This is a genomic window from Litorivivens sp. (assembly GCF_041625495.1).
GTDB lineage: Bacteria > Pseudomonadota > Gammaproteobacteria > Pseudomonadales > Spongiibacteraceae > Litorivivens.
Map to the genome: position 1 here is coordinate 21,221 of NZ_JBFJTH010000005.1, position 17,127 is coordinate 38,347.

The following is a 17,127-nucleotide window of genomic DNA, read 5'->3' on the forward strand; positions in this document are numbered from 1 at the left end:
AGAGAGCGCACTAACCGCGCTCTCTGGCTCAAGCATTTTTCAAAGTAGAATGGGTTTCAGCTACTACAGAGAACACCGGACTAACCCCAGATCAATAACCGGCTGAGCATCTTGTATGTCCACCGCAATATCACAGGCTCTACCATCTACGCTGAATTCAATTAGAGGGGAGTCTGTGGCCAGATCTACAGCAAAAAACCCATTATTTTCAGCAACATCAGAACCCCGACTGGTTTTCACGATCACCCGCGTATCTTCGGCTTTACCCTCAAAGCTAACCTGCCCAAACACAGGCAGCACCCGAATACCGACCCACTCCAGGACCGGAACATGCCCTGGATACAAAACAACCTGTTTTTCCGTGGAATCGTATTCAAGCGCCGCACCTGACCTGGAAGAAACACTAACGTTATACACCCGGTACGGTTGCAGTGGGATAAACTGAACACCGCCTGACGTCGTTACGATATGGCGCGCTCCATCGACAGTAATAACGACAGGTGACTGATGCTCAGATGGCAGCGAGACCAAGATACCAGAGCCCAAATCCGCTCCATCAAACATTCTGACCCCAGCTTTAGATACGTTAAAAGCTGTATTGAAAATACCGGAATAGGCTGTAGTCGTATTTTCACCAGAGCTGACATTCAGCGACGACACATGCCTAAAGCGCTCGTGCGAAAGATCAATATCAGCACCCAGGTTTTTTCGTTCACCCCGCTGCTCTAATTGTGCAGCGTAGCGAAGTGAGTCCATGGTCTTGAATGAATCCCGCCGACCTGACAGCCCTACAGCATGTTGAAACTCGTCGTCCTCGCGATCACGCCAACCGGCGCGCGCCCAATAGGCACCAGAGTTGCCGGAAAATGTGAGGGTAACGGAAACACTTGCACTTAACTTGCTTCTTTCATCATAGGCAAGCGACGACGACACGGAGAGCGCGGAATCTCGCCCTATTCGCTTGGATATATAGGCTGAAAGACTACTGTAAATTGTGTCATCGAGGTCTGATTCAAGCTTTCTGACATTGGCTTGTAACGACAGGGATTGAAAATGGTAGCCATACCGCACCCCATATTCTCTCGCCCTGATATTAAATCGTCGAAATTCGGGCAACTCGCTGCTTGCTCCCGGATCACCTTGCGTCCAGGTGAGGCCATAGGAGCCATAAAGAGTTCGATAAGACGAATTCAATGCAAACGCTCTATAACCATCGTCGGCCTGCAAGAGCGAAACATCACCGACCATATTTTTGCGCAACCAGCGGTGCGACATCTGGAACGAGCGCCAATAGTGATTGGAGAGGTATTCAGCTTCTAGGTAATTGGCATCATTCAATCGAAACCCATAGCCCCAGCGCAGAAATTCGGAACCCTCGACACTGGCGAATTGATTGACGTCAGTAATGAGCCCCGCATCCATCCGGAACACAGATTCGCCAACCGGAGGCAGAGTTGACGATTTTGAGAAGAAGCGAGTGTCTTCCTGAACGACCACATCGTCTACGAATATTTTCACATGGATGTCGTAGGCGCCCACAGGCAAATCAGACACATCAAGGCTATTATTTCCAGTGGGATAATATTTGACACTGAGCAGCCTTCCGTCACGATAGATTTCGACGCGCGAGCGCTGCGGCATAAAGTATTCGAGCTGCGTCGCCCCTACCTGCTCAAGATCAAGCCTGAGATCATTGGTTGTCTGTAGCCCGGCACCATATATCAGGCGGCCCGGCGTTAAACTATTACCCGGCAGTTCGTAGCGACCAAACAAAAATCGTTCTCTTTTTCGATCACTTGAAAAATAAACACTACGGGCATAATAGCTCTCGGAATCGGTTTTTCCGAGCTGTGCAACTAAACGTTTGTCGCCGCTACTAAACACCTGATCCATAAAAAGATTGTATGAAGAGAGATGCCCCTGACTCTGATCGATGTAGGAATACAGAGCGCTGACACGGGACAAATACGATGGAGTACCGGAGTAACCCGGCAGATAGTCATCCAATTCAACGTCATGGACCGGTAACAGAGAGGGGGCAATAAAAACCTGCACCGCAAACAGCTCGCTATCAAAGGTAAAAATAATCTTTTCCGCACTCTGCTCAAAGCAGCGGCTGATATTTCCTGCATTGCAGGCGTTTGGTGACAGATAGCGAATCGGGCGTGACAAGTACTCCCTGATATAGGCTCTATCGAGAGTCTCCGGTAACTTCTGCTCAAGCAACTCGGCATCAAACAACGTTATCTGCTGTTCGTCATACTCAGCTAATACCGACTCCACAAACTGCTCACCGTAGAATACGTCGAGGTAGACAACTTCTTGGGCGGAAACACAGGGCGGTAACGCTGAGAAAATGGGAAGGATTATAGAAAGCAGGCTGCGCGACTTATTCGACAGCGATAAGAATTTCCAAAACGTCGCTATAGGCCCCTGCTTTCGCGGCGTCAAGATCTGCCTCAGCCACCAGGACCTTGAGGAAGGGGCGCTCGGAAGCTTCGGTACCATTACTGCAATCGGCTGAACGGGAGGACGTGGACTGCCCCGCCAGCGATTGACCACTGACAAGCTCTTGATAACCCGCGCCACTATTCCAGTGCACGCTGTAATCCAGCATGCGGTTATTCGCACCCAGCATGCTGAATCGACTGCCGCCTTCAGTGGTAGTTGCAGTAATGTTATAGCCACCTGTACTAGACCAAACACAAACAGCCTGCTCCCCGGACATTGGGCCGGCACCGGACCAGTTTCCCAACACAAACGGCTCAATCTGCGTCACGAGCACCTGTGCGGGGATACTAATACTGACAGTCGTTGTTGCTGTGGCAGAATTCGTCTGGGCCAAGCCATTCGGAACACTCAACACCACCAACATCACGAACCATAGGCTGATCAGCCTTCGGACCACCATTTACCACTTACCTTGCGTCTAGGGTTATATCCATAAAACCAACGCAGCACCGGCAAGTCAAGCGCTGGGCGACTCAAATAAAGGCGTTCAAAGCGATGGGGGCAGGCGCGGATACACGCCTGCCCGTTATGACGCTTACTCTGGTGAAACGGTGATATTCAGTTCAGCAGAATAGTTACCTACTCGCGCTGCGTAGAGGTCACTAGCGGCAATGGACACACCAATGGTGGTATTGGTGCAGTTTTTATTCGTCGCCGTGGTAACCAGACCCGTTAGATCCGTGTTGTAAGTCACCGATTGCGCCGTATTGGACTCATCGGTCCAGGTTAACGAGAACGGCAGCGGCGCCAAGGTGAGATCTTCGTGGCCGGTAGCAGCCGTGGCCTCCAGGTCGAATTCAGTAGTTCCCGATGCCGACGTATTGTCAGTGATTTTAACCTTGTAACCTTCCGTAGATGACCATACACAGAAAGACGCACTGGTTTCACTGATATCACTTTCGCTGGCATTCCAGCCGTCCAATGCGGTATCCAGATTTACCTCTGTCAGACCGGCAATCTGAACCTTCTCTTTGACAGTGCCCTTAACATCGACCTTGCCATTGGAAGTAGCGCCTTTACTGCCGTCGGTAGTAGCTGCGAATGAAGTGCCGCAGATAGCGACAAGAGAAATAGACAGAATAGAACGGGAAAAATGCTTGGAAGCACTCATCAACACAACCCCTTAATTGTAGTCCTGCATCATGCAATGACACGTTTATTAGAAGTTGAGTAAAATGTAGTGGCCGCCATACATGGTAGAGCTTACTCGGTACCCTACCCCCTCTCCTTAAGGAGCACGGGAAAATTAGCACTACAAAATCACACTGTCAATACTTTGTGTCATAGCAATTACTAAACTGAATCCGCCCCCCAGATACGATCTTGGGTGCTATGATGCGTACAACGATAATAGATACCGCAATAATCCATGCATCTGAAAAATATCCCCCTCTATCTACTTCTTTGCTCATTGACCATGCTTTCTGCGCCACCACTCAATGCAGAAATCACGCTGGACCAGAGCGTCATCGACGTGATCGCCGGGTCTACACGCAGAGCGGATTTCCACGTCTACAACCGCGGTGATTCCACACAGTCAGTTCAAATTGAAGTATACAAAGTCTTGTTCCCGGGACAGCCGGAAGAGCAACGGGTAACACTCAGCAACCCGAGAGAAATGGGAATGATCGCCACCCCGCGGCAATTTGATGTTGAGCCACAGGGGCGGCGCAAAGTGCGCCTGTCGTTTTTGGGCATTCCAGAAGATACCGATGCAATCTATCGCGTTGTGGTAAAACCGCGCCAGATAGCAACGCCAAAGGACGATCAAAAAGCCCCGATTGTTTCCATTGTGTTCAATTACGAGGTTCTGGCTGTTTACCGTCCACCGTCTCCCGTTAGCGCGCTCGAATTTTCCCACACTAACAATGGTTTGACGTTTACCAATACCGGCAACAGTAACTTTTTGCTCTATGTTGGCAGGGAATGTCGCTCCAAGCAGGCACCGGACTGCAAGGTGTTGCCAACTAAACGCATCTACGCTGGCGCTTCACATACCTATATGATTGATGACGACACGCGGCACGTATCCTTTCTGGTAAAAGATCATCAGGAGCCACGCGCAATTACCCTCTGCGGAAACCCCTTAACCTACTGCGATTAAAGCGGCTCAATCATGCTGGCGATATCCTGTCGCTGAATTCTCTGCGCCAGAAAGTCAGCCAACTCTTCGCTGCGCTGTGCCACCAGCCGCCAGTCGCGAAATCGGCCGGCATCGTCATTGCGGTAGCCTTCGAAATCTTTTCGATCAGGAATTTTACGGTTTGGTAGTGTGGCTATCCACTCATCTGAGGGGTGAATCACCAGTGTATTTTCAAGGAAGCGGGGTTTACGCCAGGGGACAAATTTATCCAGCCAACCGGGAATCAGCAGCTTCGAAAAATGCGGCATCAACACAATACCGCTATTACTCAATGGTAGGTCCATGTGGTAATCCACCATACCGCCATCGCGGTAATTGCCAGACTGCCCCTGTACCTTTACCGCCTCCATCACAAAGGGAATGGAACCACTAGCGAGCAAGGCAGACGGCAGATTGGCAGCGGTCAGCTCTGGCAACTGTGTACTGAAACCGGGAAACGCAGCTAGAGATAAGACACCCTCTCGCGGATCTGCAAACACATGCCGCTCAAGAAAAGCGCCAAGCAAAGGGCGGCGCAGCGTATTGAGCGCCATTGCAGCGCCAAACCCTATCCCCATCGGCACTACTGCATCTTTGCCCGTCCAACCTCTACAGAGAGCCGTTACGATGTGCAGCCGCGCCCAAGGATGCTCGAGAATGTCACTGACACCCGTTGCACCTAACAGGTCTGACACCAGACGGGTCGCAGTCTGAGTAACCTGCCGGTAGCTTAGTTTACCCACGTAGGCCTGCTCAATGTAGAGATTTTCCAAGCGATCGATAGCAGCTTTCGGATTGCTCTGCGCGAGCGCCGCAAACCGCCAGCTACCAATGGATGCGCCCACCATCGGTAGCGGGGCCTTCCTCTCACCAAGCCAATCGGCAAGCATACGATCGATACCAGCCAGCACCAGCCATTTGGGTCCGCCGGCAGCGCCAGCCAATGCAGCTATATCCTGCAAGTGCAGACCATTCTGCTCGATAAAACGGCGCGCCTTCGGGCCCGCCCTAAAGCGAAGGGGAGAACTCACTACAGCTATTGCTCCAGGATTTTCCGCTCTGTGTCGAGGTCGCGATTAACGGCGTCGAATTCGGTAAATTTGTTAGGGTAGCGCGCACGCAATTTTTCGATATTTACTCTCATTGCGTGCTCAAAGCTGGCTTTATCACCAACGTCCACTTTGAGTTCATCCATAAGAATAGCGATATACCAGAACACATCACCAATCTCTTCAACCAGATTCACTTTATCCAGTGGCGTGCCATAAAAGATATGACGCTTAACCGCATCAGTCAGCTCACCGGTTTCAGTCTGCAGCCCCATCAGCGCATGAAGAATGCGCAAATTAACACGAGATAACTGCTCTTCACTGGGTTGCGATTCTGTTTGCAGCGCCTGCTGTATATATTCATCACCTTTCATTAAACGGTCTCCTGATAGTTTTCACTGATAATGGGGTCGGGTTTGCGCACTCGGGCGAAAAAGGTATAAAGCACTGGCACAGCAAACAGCGTAAACACGGTACCTATCGACATTCCTGCCGTGATGACCAGACCGATACTATAGCGGCTTTCTGCACCCGCACCGGTCGCAGTCAGCAGCGGCAGCACGCCAAACACCATCGCGGCGGTCGTCATGAGAATGGGACGCAAGCGCACTGCTGCAGCGCGCTTTGCGGCTTCACGAATACTCAAACCTTCGGATTCCTGCAGATTATTGGCAAAGTCGACTATAAGTATGCCGTGCTTACTGATCAGCCCTATCAATGTAATCAAGCCAATCTGGCTGTAGATATTCATGGTGGACAGACCAACGGCGAGCGGAATCAATGCGCCGCATATCGACATGGGCACACTGATGAGCACGATAATCGGATCCCTGAAACTCTCAAACTGGGCTGCCAGTACCAAGTAGATCAGGAGTACAGAGAACCCGAAGGTGGCAACCAGTACATTGCCCTCGTCCAGAAATTGGCGCGATTGCCCCATGTAATCATGGCTGAATCCATCCGGCAATACCCGTCCGGACAGCTCATCAAAGTAATCGACCGCCTGCCCCATGCTCACACCGGGTGCCAGCATTGCGCCAATATAAGTCGCATTCAATTGTTGAAACTGACTTAGCTTGTTAGGCGACGCCCGGAGCGTTGTAGTAACAAAAGTTGAAAGCGGCACCATAGTGCCATTGGCCGCAGGCACATAGTAATTGTTCATCGCTTCCGGATTCAGTCGGAACTGGGTATCTGCCTGAGCAATGACCTTGTAACTGCGTTCTTCCACACTGAATCGACCACTGTTAGCTTCTCCCAAATAGGTAGATAGCGTCTGCCCTATGGCCTCCATTGAAACACCCATTTCGCCGGCAATGGATCGATCGATGCTGAGCACGAGCTCGGGCTTGTTAAACTTCAGATCTTGACTAACGTAGGTAAACAAACCACTGGCCTGCGCTTCTTCACGTATCCTATTGGCAACTTGAAACAGCAACTCATCAGACAGCGTAGAAGTGAGCACGTATTGCATGGGCAGACCGCTGGCGGCGCCAGGCAAGGGTGGGAAGTTGTATGTATAAAGCTGCAGACCTGTGACCTTATTGAGATCGGCAAGCAGCGAATCCTGAATTTCCTTGGCGCTGCGCTCACGATTTTCCCATTCCGACAGCAGCACCAACGAAAAGACACTGGAATCAGACACCCAGAAGAAGCTGCGCTCCCGCTCCGGTATCGCCGCGATTGGCTTCTCCGCCTGCGCGACGTATTTTTCCATGTAGTCAGCATTGGCATCGATGGGGCCAACACCGGTAACAACCACAACGCCATCATCCTCCTGAGGTGCCAATTCCTGAGCAATGGAGTCGTAAAGAAAGTAAATACAGGCGAGGATAATTCCGCAGAACATCACTGTGAGCCAGCGCATTTTAATGGCTTCATCCAGCGCTCGCAGGTAGAGCTGAGTCAGACCATCGAGCACCGAATTAACCCCACGAGCAAAGCGTCCCACTTCAAGTTGCTCTGGCAACATCCGCGAGCACATCATGGGCGACAGGGTAAGTGCCACCACGCCCGACACGACAACAGCCGCTGCCAGCGTAAACGCAAACTCGGTAAACAACGCCCCCGTGAGCCCTTCCAGAAAACCTACAGGTCCGTATACGGCCGCGAGCGTAAAGGTCATGGCTATAACCGGAAAAGCGATTTCGCGCGCACCTTTAAGGGACGCCTGATAGCGCGACTCCCCCTCTTCCATATGGCGCTGAATATTTTCCAGCACCACTATCGCATCGTCGACCACCAGCCCAATCGCCAACACCATCGCGAGCAAGGTCAGCAGATTGAGGGAGAAACCCATCATCAACATCAACACCATCACGCCGATCAGCGATAGCGGAATCGTGACCACAGGTACCAACACGGAGCGCAAGTTACCCAAGAAAATCAGGATAACCAGCACCACGATGGCGCTGGCTTCCACTAGGGTTTTCAACACTTCATTAATCGAGCGCTCAATAGATACCGTGGTATCAAAAACCACTTCCATTTTCAGCTCTGGCGGCAACTGCTTTTCCAGTTGAGGCAAGGCCTGACGAACATTCTCTGCCACTTCAACCGGGTTCGCCGCAGCCGCAGCCGTGGTCTGAAGAAAGACAGTACGCTTGCCACCGTAGCGAATCACATCCCGGTAGTGCTCAGCGCCGAGCTCTACTCGTGCAATATCACGCAAGCGGATCAATGTCTGACCATCGCCACGAATGACAATATCGTTAAACTCTTCCACCGTATTTAGGTCGGTATCGGCTGTCACAGAAATACGGACAAACTCACCTTCAATTTTTCCCGCTGCGCTCTGGTAATTGTTGCGCGCCAGCGCACTTTCTACGTCTTGGGTGGAGATACCCAGAGACGCCATACGATCACTGTCCAACCAGATACGCATGGCAAAGGTTCGCTTACCGCGAATTTGAGCCCTACTGACACCTTCAATCGTGGTAATTTCCGGCAACACGACCTTGCTCAAATAATCGGTAATCTGCTCCTGACTCATTACATCACTAACAAAACTGATGTACTGCAGAATATCGCCTGTGGCGCCTTCCATTTTTTCGACCAGCGGGTTCTCTGACTCCCTAGGCAGCTCACTTTTAACCTTGTTGATCTTGGCGCTCACCTCAAGAAAAGCTGAGTCCACATCGTAGTCCGGCAACAGGAAAGCCGTAACGGTAGAGGTGCCGTCAGTGCTCGTGGCTGTCAAATAGGAAATCCCCTGGGCAGAACTCAAGGCCGAGAGGACTGGGGTTGTTACAAATCCTTTCATCAACGATGCTGAGGCACCAGGATAAACCGTGGTAACGTTGATTGCCGGGTAGGTTATTTCCGGGTACTGCCTCACCTGCAAACTGGTAAAAGCCTTCATACCCGACACCAGCAGTAACAGGCTGAGTACGGTTGCCAGCACCGGACGGCGAATAAAGATATCGGTAAAATTCATAGGCCGTCTTCTGATCCGGGAGCGATAACTTCTACGCGCGTGCCATTATTCAATTTGAGCTGCCCGGCGGTAACCACCAATTCACCCGCCGCGACACCTTCTTCTATGGCCACACGGTCACCTTGACGGGCACCAAGCTTAACGTAACGTCTGCTGACCACCAGCCCTCGTTCAGGAGGAGTCTCCATCTTATGAATGCTGGACAGATCAATCGTCATCCCCAACAGCTCTATGGTGGTGTCTGGCTTTTTCAGGTTGAGCTCTTGTTCCGATACGACAAACACCGAATCGCCATACAGTGAATAGCTGACCGAGGTTTGCGGCACCGTGGTAACTGACTTCTGTTCGTCCAGCACCACATTGACGTTGGCAAACATACCAGGCACAACCGTTCCCAAATCATTGAGGAAACTCCCCTGCACCTGAATGTTGCGGGTGGTTTCATCGACCTTCGCATCGATGGATGAAATCGCAGCTTCAAAAACGCGGCGCCCAAAGGCAGTTACGGTAAAACGCAGCTTTTGGCCGACAAACAGTTTTGGCGTGTAGTATTCAGGCACATTGAAGTTGATCAATAGTTCGTCAAGTGCTTGAAGGGTAACAATCTTGTCGCCGCTGTTGACGAATTCACCCACATTTACCTGGCGAATCCCCAACCGGCCAGCAAAAGGCGCCTTGATTTTTTTCTGAGCAATGATGGCTTGTGTGCGCTCTACCTGGGCTTTCATATCCGCCAGCTGGGCTTCGACCTTGTCGAACGCTGTACGGGAAATGGCATTGCTTCGCATCAGCCGCGAATCACGATCGTAATTTATCTTCGCCAGACGATATTGCGCTTTAAAGCTTTTCAGGTTTGCCTGTTCAACGTCATCGTCAAGCTGAATGAGAACGTCACCCTCTTCGACATTCTGACCCGACGCAAAATAGATTTCTTTTACGAGCCCGCCGACCTCGGTGGTAATGTCTACGCCATTCACGGCTTTCACCGTACCCACGGCAGACAATGTGGTGTCCCAGTGATCGTCCCTTGCGGGCTCGGCCTCTACACCAACAGGTGGTGGTATGTAGGCCGCCACAAAACTGTCAACCATTCGATCGCGAAATTCAATCCAACCAAACACGGCTCCAAACACAATGCTCAGGGTAAGCAGTGTGATGGCTGTGTACATAAATTTTTTCATGGGGCTACCCGGTTAATTTCGCGATGCCTGAGGCACTGTTTGCGCTGAAAAACTACAGCGTTTGCGGTTTAAAGGTTTTGTTCCACCAATGCCACAAGGTCTTCGTGGTGAGTCTTGGTTTTGAACTTGTCGAGAATATATTTTAACCGGCCATCTTTGCCGATAATAAAAGTGGTTCTGACCGTACCCATATTTTCCTTGCCCATAAACTTCTTGAGTTGCCAGCAGCCATATTTATCAATGACGGCATGATCCTCGTCGGACAAAAGTGTAAAGTTCAGGTCGTATTTCTCTTGAAACTTTTTGAGTTTGGCTACGGGGTCAAAACTTACTCCCAACACAACACAATCGCGCTTGGCCAGCTCGGCTTCGGTGTCACGCAGACCGCAAGCTTGCGTGGTACAACCCGGTGTCATAGCGCGCGGATAAAAATACAAAACGACATTTTTTTTATCACGAAAATCTTTCAATGAAACCTTATTGCCATCCTGATCTTTCAGGCTAAAGGCAGGGGCCAGATTGCCAACTTTGGGAAATGTCATCGTATGCTCCGTTAGTCTTGTTCATTGGGAAGAGATTCAAGCTCTTCATCTTCTGAAGTATATTTACGCGGGAGGCTGCGCTTAACCTTGGCACCTAACTTTTCCAATTTCTCCACACGTCTGACCAGATTGCCTCGCCCTCGGCTGATACGATCCAGCGTTTTTTCGTAGGCTTCACGACTCCGGTCCAGAAACTTGCCGACATCTTCCAGTGAGCTCAGCATTAAAACAAACTGGTCGTGCAACCCGCCCGCCTCTCTGGCAATGGTCTCAGCATTGCGATTCTGGTGTTCATGACGCCAGATACTCTGTACTGTGCGCAGGGTGGCCAGCAGGGTTGTCGGGCTAACAACGATAATATTTTTCTCATAGGCGACTCGGAACAGCTCAGGGTCGCTATCAAATGCCGCCATAAAGGCCGACTCAATCGGAACAAATATCAATACAAAGTCCAGCGTATTGATGCCTTCTATATGCTCGTAGGATTTCAGGCTAAGGCCATCAATATGCTGCTTTAGTGAGCGAACATGAGCTTGCAGTGCCGCCTTTTTCTCCGCCTCTTCCTCTGCTCTCACATACTGTTCATAGGCAACCAGTGAAACCTTGGCGTCGATCACGATATCCTTGTCATCAGGCAAGTGCACCACTACGTCAGGCTGCAGGCGGCGACCATCCTGCTCGGTAAAACTGGCCTGAGTTTCATACTCATGACCTTTGCGCAAACCAGATTCTTCCAGCACCCGCTCCAGGATCACCTCACCCCAATTGCCGCGAGCCTTGCTATCTCCCTTGAGCGCCCTGGTAAGGTTGAGCGCTTCCTGGCTCATACGCTGGTTCACTTGTTGCAACTGATTGATTTGTTCTTTGAGTGAGCTCCGATCTCGCGTTTCCCGGTCGTAGATATCATCTACCCGAGTGCGAAATTCCTTAATCTGATCCCGAAAGGGCGTCAACAGCGACTCCAGCGTTTGCCGACTGGATTCGTTAAAACTTTTCTGCTTGTGGTCGAAGATGGTGTCGGAGAGCTGTTTAAACTGCGAGGTCAGCTGATCGCGGGCGCTATTGAGCACCTGCATTTTTTCCTCGTGCACTTTCGCCTGCTCTTCCAAACGTGTCGTCAGCCGGGCATTTTCATTGGTTTGTTCCAGAATTTCCTGGCGCGCCTGAGTGAGCTCGCTGCTTAATCTCTGGCTTTGGGCAACGGCGGCTTCAAGCTTCACAGAATACGCGCTGGCATCAATTCTGGCAGCCTGTACCTCTGAATCTGACTGGCGCCGGCGTCTTAAGTCGCCTATTAACACACCGAGCAGCAATCCGAAAATCAATGCTGCTACCAGCATGGCTATTGTCTGTGTTGTCATAGTATCCCTACGCTGAACACCTTGGTTATTTGGTAGTTATTACCGCACGCACGCTGCGAATGCAGATAACCGTGGCGCGCGGGGGCTAGCGCTTGTTCCACCCGGTATGTTCGGCCCACAATGGCCCCGGTTGATCTATACGCACGGGATATTGACCGGTTTTCCGATCTTCCAGATATTCCATCAGTAGATCTGTGACCACGGGAAAAGCCAGCTCGGACCAGGGAATTTCATCCTCATCAAACAAGCGCACTTCCAAACTTTCCGGGCCGGCATCAAAGGCGCCATTTTTTAGCGTGCCACGATAAAATACATACACCTGGTTAATTCGGGGAATATCAAACAGCCGGTAAAGCGTCTCGCCCTGCACTTCGGCACAAGCCTCTTCCTGTGACTCACGCAGAGCACCCTGCAACATAGTTTCACCGTTTTCCATAAAGCCGGCGGGAATGGTCCAGAAATTCTTACGGGGCTCAATGGCGCGACGACAGAGCAGAATCTTATCGCCTTCGGTTATCAGGCAACCTACAACGACACGTGGATTCTGGTAGTGGATAGTATCGCAGTGATCACAAATATAGCGCAGCCGGTCGTCCCCTTCAGGAACCCTCTGCGCAACTGGTTTACCGCATTCACTGCAATAATTCATCAGCGCAACTCGCGATATTTCCCGGAAAAGAATACCAGTGGCTTGGTCTCAAAACTGTTGAGCATGGCCTGTACTTTGCCAACAAGAATCACATGGTCCCCACCTTCGTATCGCTGCCAGATATCACACTCAAAGGTAGTCAGTGCGCCTTTAATCACAGGTGTTCCGTGGCGACCCATCGTGTAGTGTTCTTTCTGCAAGGTGTGGTCGCCTTTCTTCGCATAGAAGTTCGAAAGCTGCATCTGGTCTTCAGCCAATATGTTCACCGCATACTTTTTGGCTTTGGCAAATGCTTCAAAACACTCTGAATCATTTTGCAGACTCCACAGCACCAGGGCCGGATCTAACGACACAGAGGCAAAGGAGTTGACCGTCATACCAAATGGCTCATATCCGTCCGGATTGGCAGTAATTACGCACACTCCGGTGGGAAAGCGCCCCAGCGCATTGCGAAACTCTCGGCTGTCTAGACTCATGCTTATTCCTTATAATCAGGCAGGGTAAAACTCAGCATTATACACCGCTGCCTTTTTAAATTAATGCTCTGCGAGGCCGATGGCCCCGCAGAATGTGGCCGTAGAGGCCACCCAAATCAAGTAGACTGCCAGCGATCCGCCGCGCTGTCGTCACTGCTGCGTGCGTCTACCCAGAACTCGCCCTGCGCGGTAATTTCCTTCTTCCAGAACGGCGCTCGTGTTTTCAGGAAATCCATGATGAATTCACAGGCCTGGAACGCCTCGCCGCGATGCGATGCCGCAGTCACCACGAGCACGATCTGATCCCCCGGTTTGAAGAGCCCTACACGGTGAATGACGGTAATAGCCTCCAGCGACCAGCGCTCACTTGCCTGCTGCGCAATGGCTGCCAGTGCCTTTTCAGTCATCCCCGGGTAGTGCTCGAGATGCATTGCCTCCACCGCTCTCCCGTCATTGTTGCTGCGCATTACGCCAACAAAATTGACGACCCCTCCAATGGTATCCGCCATCGCAAGCACGCGCTGGACTTCAACGCCTACGTCAAAGTCTGCTTCACCGACGCGAATTAGCGGCTCCACAGCTACCCCCCCGTCACCGGCGGATAAAACGCAACCTCGTCACCAGGTTGAACAACCTCATGCGGTGCTGCGACCGCCTGATTCACCGCCGCGATCACATTTTGCGCGCACAGGTCGGGCTCCCACTCTGGGTGCCTGGCAATTATCTGGTCACGTAAATCCTTTAACGAGAGCGCCTCCTGAACGGGCCACTCGAGAGAGCCGCAGCCTAAACTTTCGCGCAATTTGGCGAAAAACAATACCTTTATCATGGCGCTGCCTGCCAATGGCCCGAACGGCCGCCGAGCTTTTCCAGCAATCTGACGTCGCCGATCACCATTCCCTTATCAACTGCCTTGCACATATCATAAATAGTCAGTGCCGCCACCGAAGCGGCTGTCAGCGCTTCCATCTCCACACCGGTCTGCCCGGCGAGCTTGCATACCGCCTCTATGCGAACGCAATTTTCCTCTGGCACGGGTGACAGCTCCACTTTAATTGAGCTAAGCATCAGTGGGTGGCAAAGCGGAATAAGGTCTGCACATTTCTTGGCGGCCTGAATACCGGCGATTCTTGCAACGGTGAGAACATCGCCCTTCTTATGCGCTCCCTTTACAATCATGCTCAGGGTTTCAGGCTGCATGGATACCGTGGCTGTCGCTCGGGCTTCACGCTGGGTAACCGCCTTGTCGGTAACATCGACCATCTGGGCATTACCCTTGGCATCTATATGCGTCAGTTGATCACCCATGGCTCACCCAAATCGCGAATCTGAAACAAAGGGGTTGGTGCGCCGCTCCTGACCAAAGGTAGAGGTGGGACCATGCCCGGGAATAAAGGTTACGTCATCGCCTAGTGGCCAGAGCTTATCCTGAATGGAGCTTATCAGTGTATCGTGATCACCCATCGGAAAGTCCGTGCGCCCAATCGAGCCTTGAAACAACACGTCGCCCACGATGGCCAGACGAATCCCCTCGTGAAAGAAGATGACATGCCCCGGCGTATGGCCGGGACAGTGGCGAACCTTGAGGGTCTGCTCACCGACAGTTACCGTGTCACCCTCTGCCAGCCACTGATCCGGCACAAAAGCCTCGGCGCGGGGAAAGCCTGCCATCTGGCACCATTCGGGAAGCTTGTCGATCCAGAAGCTGTCTTCTTTATGCGGCCCAACAATGGGTACGCCATACTCTTGGCGCATATCATCGGCCGCTGCGCAATGGTCCATATGCCCGTGGGTTAGCAAGACCTTTTCCAAGGTTCCGCCAAGCTGCTCCAAGCCCTGCTTGATGCGTTCCACGTCACCACCGGGATCAACGACCGCAGCCTTGCCTGTCTGTTCGCACACCAGAATACTGCAATTCTGTTGGTAGGCCGTGACCGGCACAATCGCACATTTCAACATCGTAAAACACCTTCAAATCAAGCCCCCAGCTTACCACAGCACCGCTTGGCGGGCAGCCGCATTGGCGAAACATGAAACGCATATTGCCATTTTGGCCGCATTTCTATAGAGTAGCGGCCCTTCTCGGGAAGGCTGTAAACAACTGGTTCTCAGCGCCGGAGCAAGGGAGCCCGAAAGGGCGATAACGAGCGCGCAGGCGTGCGAATTTGGAGCTCGTAAAAAAACCGCATAGTACGCTGATGTTTCATCTGGTGAGGTGTCCGAGTGGCTGAAGGAGCACGCCTGGAAAGTGTGTAAACGGCAACGTTTCGAGGGTTCGAATCCCTCCCTCACCGCCATAAACTAAAACGCCCGGCAGTTGCCGGGCGTTTTAGTTTATGGCCTACAAATATTCGCCTGAGTTAATTTTTTCTCAGCATCGACGCAAAATCCGCCTGGCGGTTCCGCCGACCACCCACCCGAAAACTTGGGCCACTGCGATCCCTGTACATAATATACCCAAGCACCAGCGACATGCCGAGCGCCAACCAGCCCATCGAACGGAAGAGATAAGCAGGGGTAGTCAGATCTGCCAACACCGGTGGTACGGAAGCCGTCACCGGCAAATTTTCCAGCGACAGCTGCTGCCCAGCAACGAGCTGACTCTGCTGCTCAATCAATGCCAGCGCTTCAACCAACTGCCGCTCCAGCTCTGCAACTCGCTGCTCATTTAAAACAACCTGTGATTCGATAGCATCACGTTCGGCGACCGGCGACACACTGAGTTCCGGCGCACCCTCATCCATGCTCGGGACCGGTTCGACGGGCAGCGAAGCCTCGACCAATAACTGCTCGCCGGCTAACACTTCCGATGCACCTAATTCAGCTACTAACGACGACTTTGTGTCGACGACTGATTCCGAGCCCTTCTCTAGTGCGGGTGCAGCCGCCGCGTCATTCTCAGCACGGCCAGCAACCTTCTGGTGCTCACCTGCCACCAACCGATAGCCCCCGTCAGCCGTTAACAGAAGTCTGGTGTCTGAGCAGGCTTCTGGCACAGTTAAGAAGTAGGCCTCTTTCAACCGATCAGGCCGCCCTGAAATAAAAGCGCCTGGGTTTTCCTGAAACAGCGCGGCCATCCACTGAGCATGACTGCCCTGGCGTTGATCACTGATATCTTGCGCCAGCTTCCAGAGCGAATCACCTCTCACAACACGGTAACGGCCGCTGTCATAATCTGCCGCTGCCTGCTCTGGCGGCATCCGTGGCTCAGCCCTAACTGGCACTGCCTTTACACTGCTGACATCAGCTGCCACAGCGCCAGAACCTACAACAGGTTTACCGACAGCCTGATTGACGTTGGCAACGTGTTGGGCTGGTTTGGTGGTGTGTATTGCGGGCATATCGAGCAGTACGGTGTATTCGCGGCTCAGATGTCCACTGGGCCACCGCACTTTCAGGGTAAACGCGAGATAGGGCTCCATGACCGGCTCGTTCGAACGCAGTCGTATAGATTGCGTAGCAGGGTCATAGTCGACCTCATACTTGCTGCCCACCATCGCGTCCAGAGGGGAGCCGGAGACTGCGTCATTGAGTGCCGAAAGGGCTATTCGTAGATCATCCCCTGTCATTCCACTGAGATGCTGTACAGGAATACTCAAATCCAGCGGTGAGCCAAAATGAGAACGTACCTGAGCTTCTCCCAGTCCGAGGGCGTGTCCACGCCCCCCCACCATCAGCAGGGCTGCGATCGCTATGTACGTCAGGTAACGCGACATGATTGTGCTCTTGTGGCTTGAATGGTGACTTTAGCGCTAAAAATCACCAGTTACCCTCAAGAGTAGCGCAAGCTACCACTAATT

17 protein-coding genes and 1 tRNA gene are annotated in these 17,127 nt (G+C 52.1%); 2 read left to right on the forward strand and 16 right to left on the reverse strand.

Annotation, left to right across the window (positions count from 1 at the left end):
- Nucleotides 1–63: 63 nt before the first annotated feature.
- The 3 genes from ABYP39_RS01140 to ABYP39_RS01150 form a co-directional block, all read right to left on the reverse strand.
- The gene (locus ABYP39_RS01140; protein ID WP_372780812.1) at nt 64–2,451 is read right to left on the reverse strand and encodes a TcfC E-set like domain-containing protein; all 2,388 of its coding nucleotides are present in this window, start codon (nt 2,449–2,451) and stop codon (nt 64–66) included.
- Entirely contained in the window at nt 2,390–2,911 is a 522-nt protein-coding gene (locus tag ABYP39_RS01145; RefSeq protein WP_372749557.1) for a hypothetical protein, read from the reverse strand. Before ABYP39_RS01145 ends, ABYP39_RS01140 begins: the two co-directional genes overlap by 62 nt.
- Nucleotides 2,912–3,046: 135 nt before the next feature.
- On the reverse strand, nt 3,047–3,622 hold the full coding sequence (locus ABYP39_RS01150) for a hypothetical protein (protein ID WP_372749558.1): 576 nt from the start codon (nt 3,620–3,622) through the stop codon (nt 3,047–3,049).
- A gap of 258 nt (nt 3,623–3,880) precedes the next feature.
- On the opposite strand from ABYP39_RS01150, the gene ABYP39_RS01155 reads away from it, so the two are divergent.
- Nucleotides 3,881–4,615, forward strand: coding sequence for a molecular chaperone (locus ABYP39_RS01155; protein ID WP_372780813.1), 735 nt, complete (start codon nt 3,881–3,883; stop codon nt 4,613–4,615).
- Here the strand turns inward: ABYP39_RS01155 and ABYP39_RS01160 are convergent.
- The 12 genes from ABYP39_RS01160 to ABYP39_RS01215 all read right to left on the reverse strand — a co-directional run bounded on the left by ABYP39_RS01160 (nt 4,612) and on the right by ABYP39_RS01215 (nt 15,286).
- Nucleotides 4,612–5,664 carry a patatin-like phospholipase family protein gene (locus ABYP39_RS01160; RefSeq protein ID WP_372780814.1) on the reverse strand — a complete coding sequence of 351 codons (1,053 nt, stop codon included), beginning with the start codon at nt 5,662–5,664 and terminating at the stop codon, nt 4,612–4,614. The two genes, ABYP39_RS01155 and ABYP39_RS01160, sit on opposite strands and share 4 nt — an antisense overlap.
- 5 nt (nt 5,665–5,669) lie before the next feature.
- Nucleotides 5,670–6,056, reverse strand: a complete 387-nt coding sequence (locus tag ABYP39_RS01165) for a nucleoside triphosphate pyrophosphohydrolase family protein (RefSeq protein WP_372748905.1) — start codon at nt 6,054–6,056, stop codon at nt 5,670–5,672.
- A complete protein-coding gene (locus tag ABYP39_RS01170; RefSeq protein ID WP_372748904.1) occupies nt 6,056–9,118 on the reverse strand; it encodes an efflux RND transporter permease subunit in 3,063 nt (1,020 codons plus the stop codon). Before ABYP39_RS01170 ends, ABYP39_RS01165 begins: the two co-directional genes overlap by 1 nt.
- The gene (locus ABYP39_RS01175) at nt 9,115–10,299 is read right to left on the reverse strand and encodes an efflux RND transporter periplasmic adaptor subunit (protein WP_372748903.1); all 1,185 of its coding nucleotides are present in this window, start codon (nt 10,297–10,299) and stop codon (nt 9,115–9,117) included. Before ABYP39_RS01175 ends, ABYP39_RS01170 begins: the two co-directional genes overlap by 4 nt.
- A 68-nt stretch (nt 10,300–10,367) precedes the next feature.
- Entirely contained in the window at nt 10,368–10,841 is a 474-nt protein-coding gene (gene bcp, locus ABYP39_RS01180) for a thioredoxin-dependent thiol peroxidase (RefSeq protein ID WP_372780815.1), read from the reverse strand.
- Between the two features lie 11 nt (nt 10,842–10,852).
- Nucleotides 10,853–12,202: a DNA recombination protein RmuC gene (gene rmuC / locus ABYP39_RS01185; RefSeq protein WP_372763716.1), complete on the reverse strand. Its 1,350-nt coding sequence runs from the start codon at nt 12,200–12,202 to the stop codon at nt 10,853–10,855.
- Nucleotides 12,203–12,287: 85 nt separating this feature from the next.
- On the reverse strand, nt 12,288–12,851 hold the full coding sequence (locus tag ABYP39_RS01190) for an NUDIX hydrolase (protein ID WP_372760363.1): 564 nt from the start codon (nt 12,849–12,851) through the stop codon (nt 12,288–12,290).
- A complete protein-coding gene (locus ABYP39_RS01195) occupies nt 12,851–13,327 on the reverse strand; it encodes a flavin reductase family protein (RefSeq protein WP_372750684.1) in 477 nt (158 codons plus the stop codon). The genes ABYP39_RS01190 and ABYP39_RS01195 overlap by 1 nt, the downstream gene beginning before the upstream one ends.
- 116 nt (nt 13,328–13,443) lie before the next feature.
- On the reverse strand, nt 13,444–13,905 hold the full coding sequence (gene moaE / locus ABYP39_RS01200; protein ID WP_372763715.1) for a molybdopterin synthase catalytic subunit MoaE: 462 nt from the start codon (nt 13,903–13,905) through the stop codon (nt 13,444–13,446).
- A 2-nt stretch (nt 13,906–13,907) separates the two neighbouring features.
- A complete protein-coding gene (locus ABYP39_RS01205; protein ID WP_372780816.1) occupies nt 13,908–14,156 on the reverse strand; it encodes a MoaD/ThiS family protein in 249 nt (82 codons plus the stop codon).
- Nucleotides 14,153–14,635: a cyclic pyranopterin monophosphate synthase MoaC gene (gene moaC / locus ABYP39_RS01210; protein WP_372780817.1), complete on the reverse strand. Its 483-nt coding sequence runs from the start codon at nt 14,633–14,635 to the stop codon at nt 14,153–14,155. Before moaC ends, ABYP39_RS01205 begins: the two co-directional genes overlap by 4 nt.
- 3 nt (nt 14,636–14,638) lie before the next feature.
- The gene (locus tag ABYP39_RS01215; protein ID WP_372780818.1) at nt 14,639–15,286 is read right to left on the reverse strand and encodes an MBL fold metallo-hydrolase; all 648 of its coding nucleotides are present in this window, start codon (nt 15,284–15,286) and stop codon (nt 14,639–14,641) included.
- Between the two features lie 250 nt (nt 15,287–15,536).
- On the opposite strand from ABYP39_RS01215, the gene ABYP39_RS01220 reads away from it, so the two are divergent.
- Nucleotides 15,537–15,624: transfer RNA gene (locus ABYP39_RS01220), tRNA-Ser, on the forward strand.
- A 63-nt stretch (nt 15,625–15,687) separates the two neighbouring features.
- Here ABYP39_RS01220 and ABYP39_RS01225 read toward each other — a convergent pair.
- Entirely contained in the window at nt 15,688–17,043 is a 1,356-nt protein-coding gene (locus ABYP39_RS01225) for a FimV family protein (protein WP_372780819.1), read from the reverse strand.
- Nucleotides 17,044–17,127 lie beyond the last annotated feature (84 nt).

What these genes read in the sequence shown, in the direction of transcription:
- rmuC (WP_372763716.1), bottom strand. Translation starts at nt 12,202, where the DNA reads ATGACAACACAGACAATAGCCATGCTGGTAGCAGCATTGATTTTCGGA.
- ABYP39_RS01150 (WP_372749558.1), bottom strand. Translation starts at nt 3,622, where the DNA reads ATGAGTGCTTCCAAGCATTTTTCCCGTTCTATTCTGTCTATTTCTCTT.
- bcp (WP_372780815.1), bottom strand. Translation starts at nt 10,841, where the DNA reads ATGACATTTCCCAAAGTTGGCAATCTGGCCCCTGCCTTTAGCCTGAAA.
- ABYP39_RS01190 (WP_372760363.1), bottom strand. Translation starts at nt 12,851, where the DNA reads ATGAATTATTGCAGTGAATGCGGTAAACCAGTTGCGCAGAGGGTTCCT.
- ABYP39_RS01215 (WP_372780818.1), bottom strand. Translation starts at nt 15,286, where the DNA reads ATGTTGAAATGTGCGATTGTGCCGGTCACGGCCTACCAACAGAATTGC.
- ABYP39_RS01155 (WP_372780813.1), top strand. Translation starts at nt 3,881, where the DNA reads ATGCATCTGAAAAATATCCCCCTCTATCTACTTCTTTGCTCATTGACC.
- moaC (WP_372780817.1), bottom strand. Translation starts at nt 14,635, where the DNA reads ATGGGTGATCAACTGACGCATATAGATGCCAAGGGTAATGCCCAGATG.
- ABYP39_RS01225 (WP_372780819.1), bottom strand. Translation starts at nt 17,043, where the DNA reads ATGTCGCGTTACCTGACGTACATAGCGATCGCAGCCCTGCTGATGGTG.
- ABYP39_RS01165 (WP_372748905.1), bottom strand. Translation starts at nt 6,056, where the DNA reads ATGAAAGGTGATGAATATATACAGCAGGCGCTGCAAACAGAATCGCAA.
- ABYP39_RS01175 (WP_372748903.1), bottom strand. Translation starts at nt 10,299, where the DNA reads ATGAAAAAATTTATGTACACAGCCATCACACTGCTTACCCTGAGCATT.
- ABYP39_RS01195 (WP_372750684.1), bottom strand. Translation starts at nt 13,327, where the DNA reads ATGAGTCTAGACAGCCGAGAGTTTCGCAATGCGCTGGGGCGCTTTCCC.
- ABYP39_RS01145 (WP_372749557.1), bottom strand. Translation starts at nt 2,911, where the DNA reads ATGGTGGTCCGAAGGCTGATCAGCCTATGGTTCGTGATGTTGGTGGTG.
- ABYP39_RS01205 (WP_372780816.1), bottom strand. Translation starts at nt 14,156, where the DNA reads ATGATAAAGGTATTGTTTTTCGCCAAATTGCGCGAAAGTTTAGGCTGC.
- ABYP39_RS01170 (WP_372748904.1), bottom strand. Translation starts at nt 9,118, where the DNA reads ATGAATTTTACCGATATCTTTATTCGCCGTCCGGTGCTGGCAACCGTA.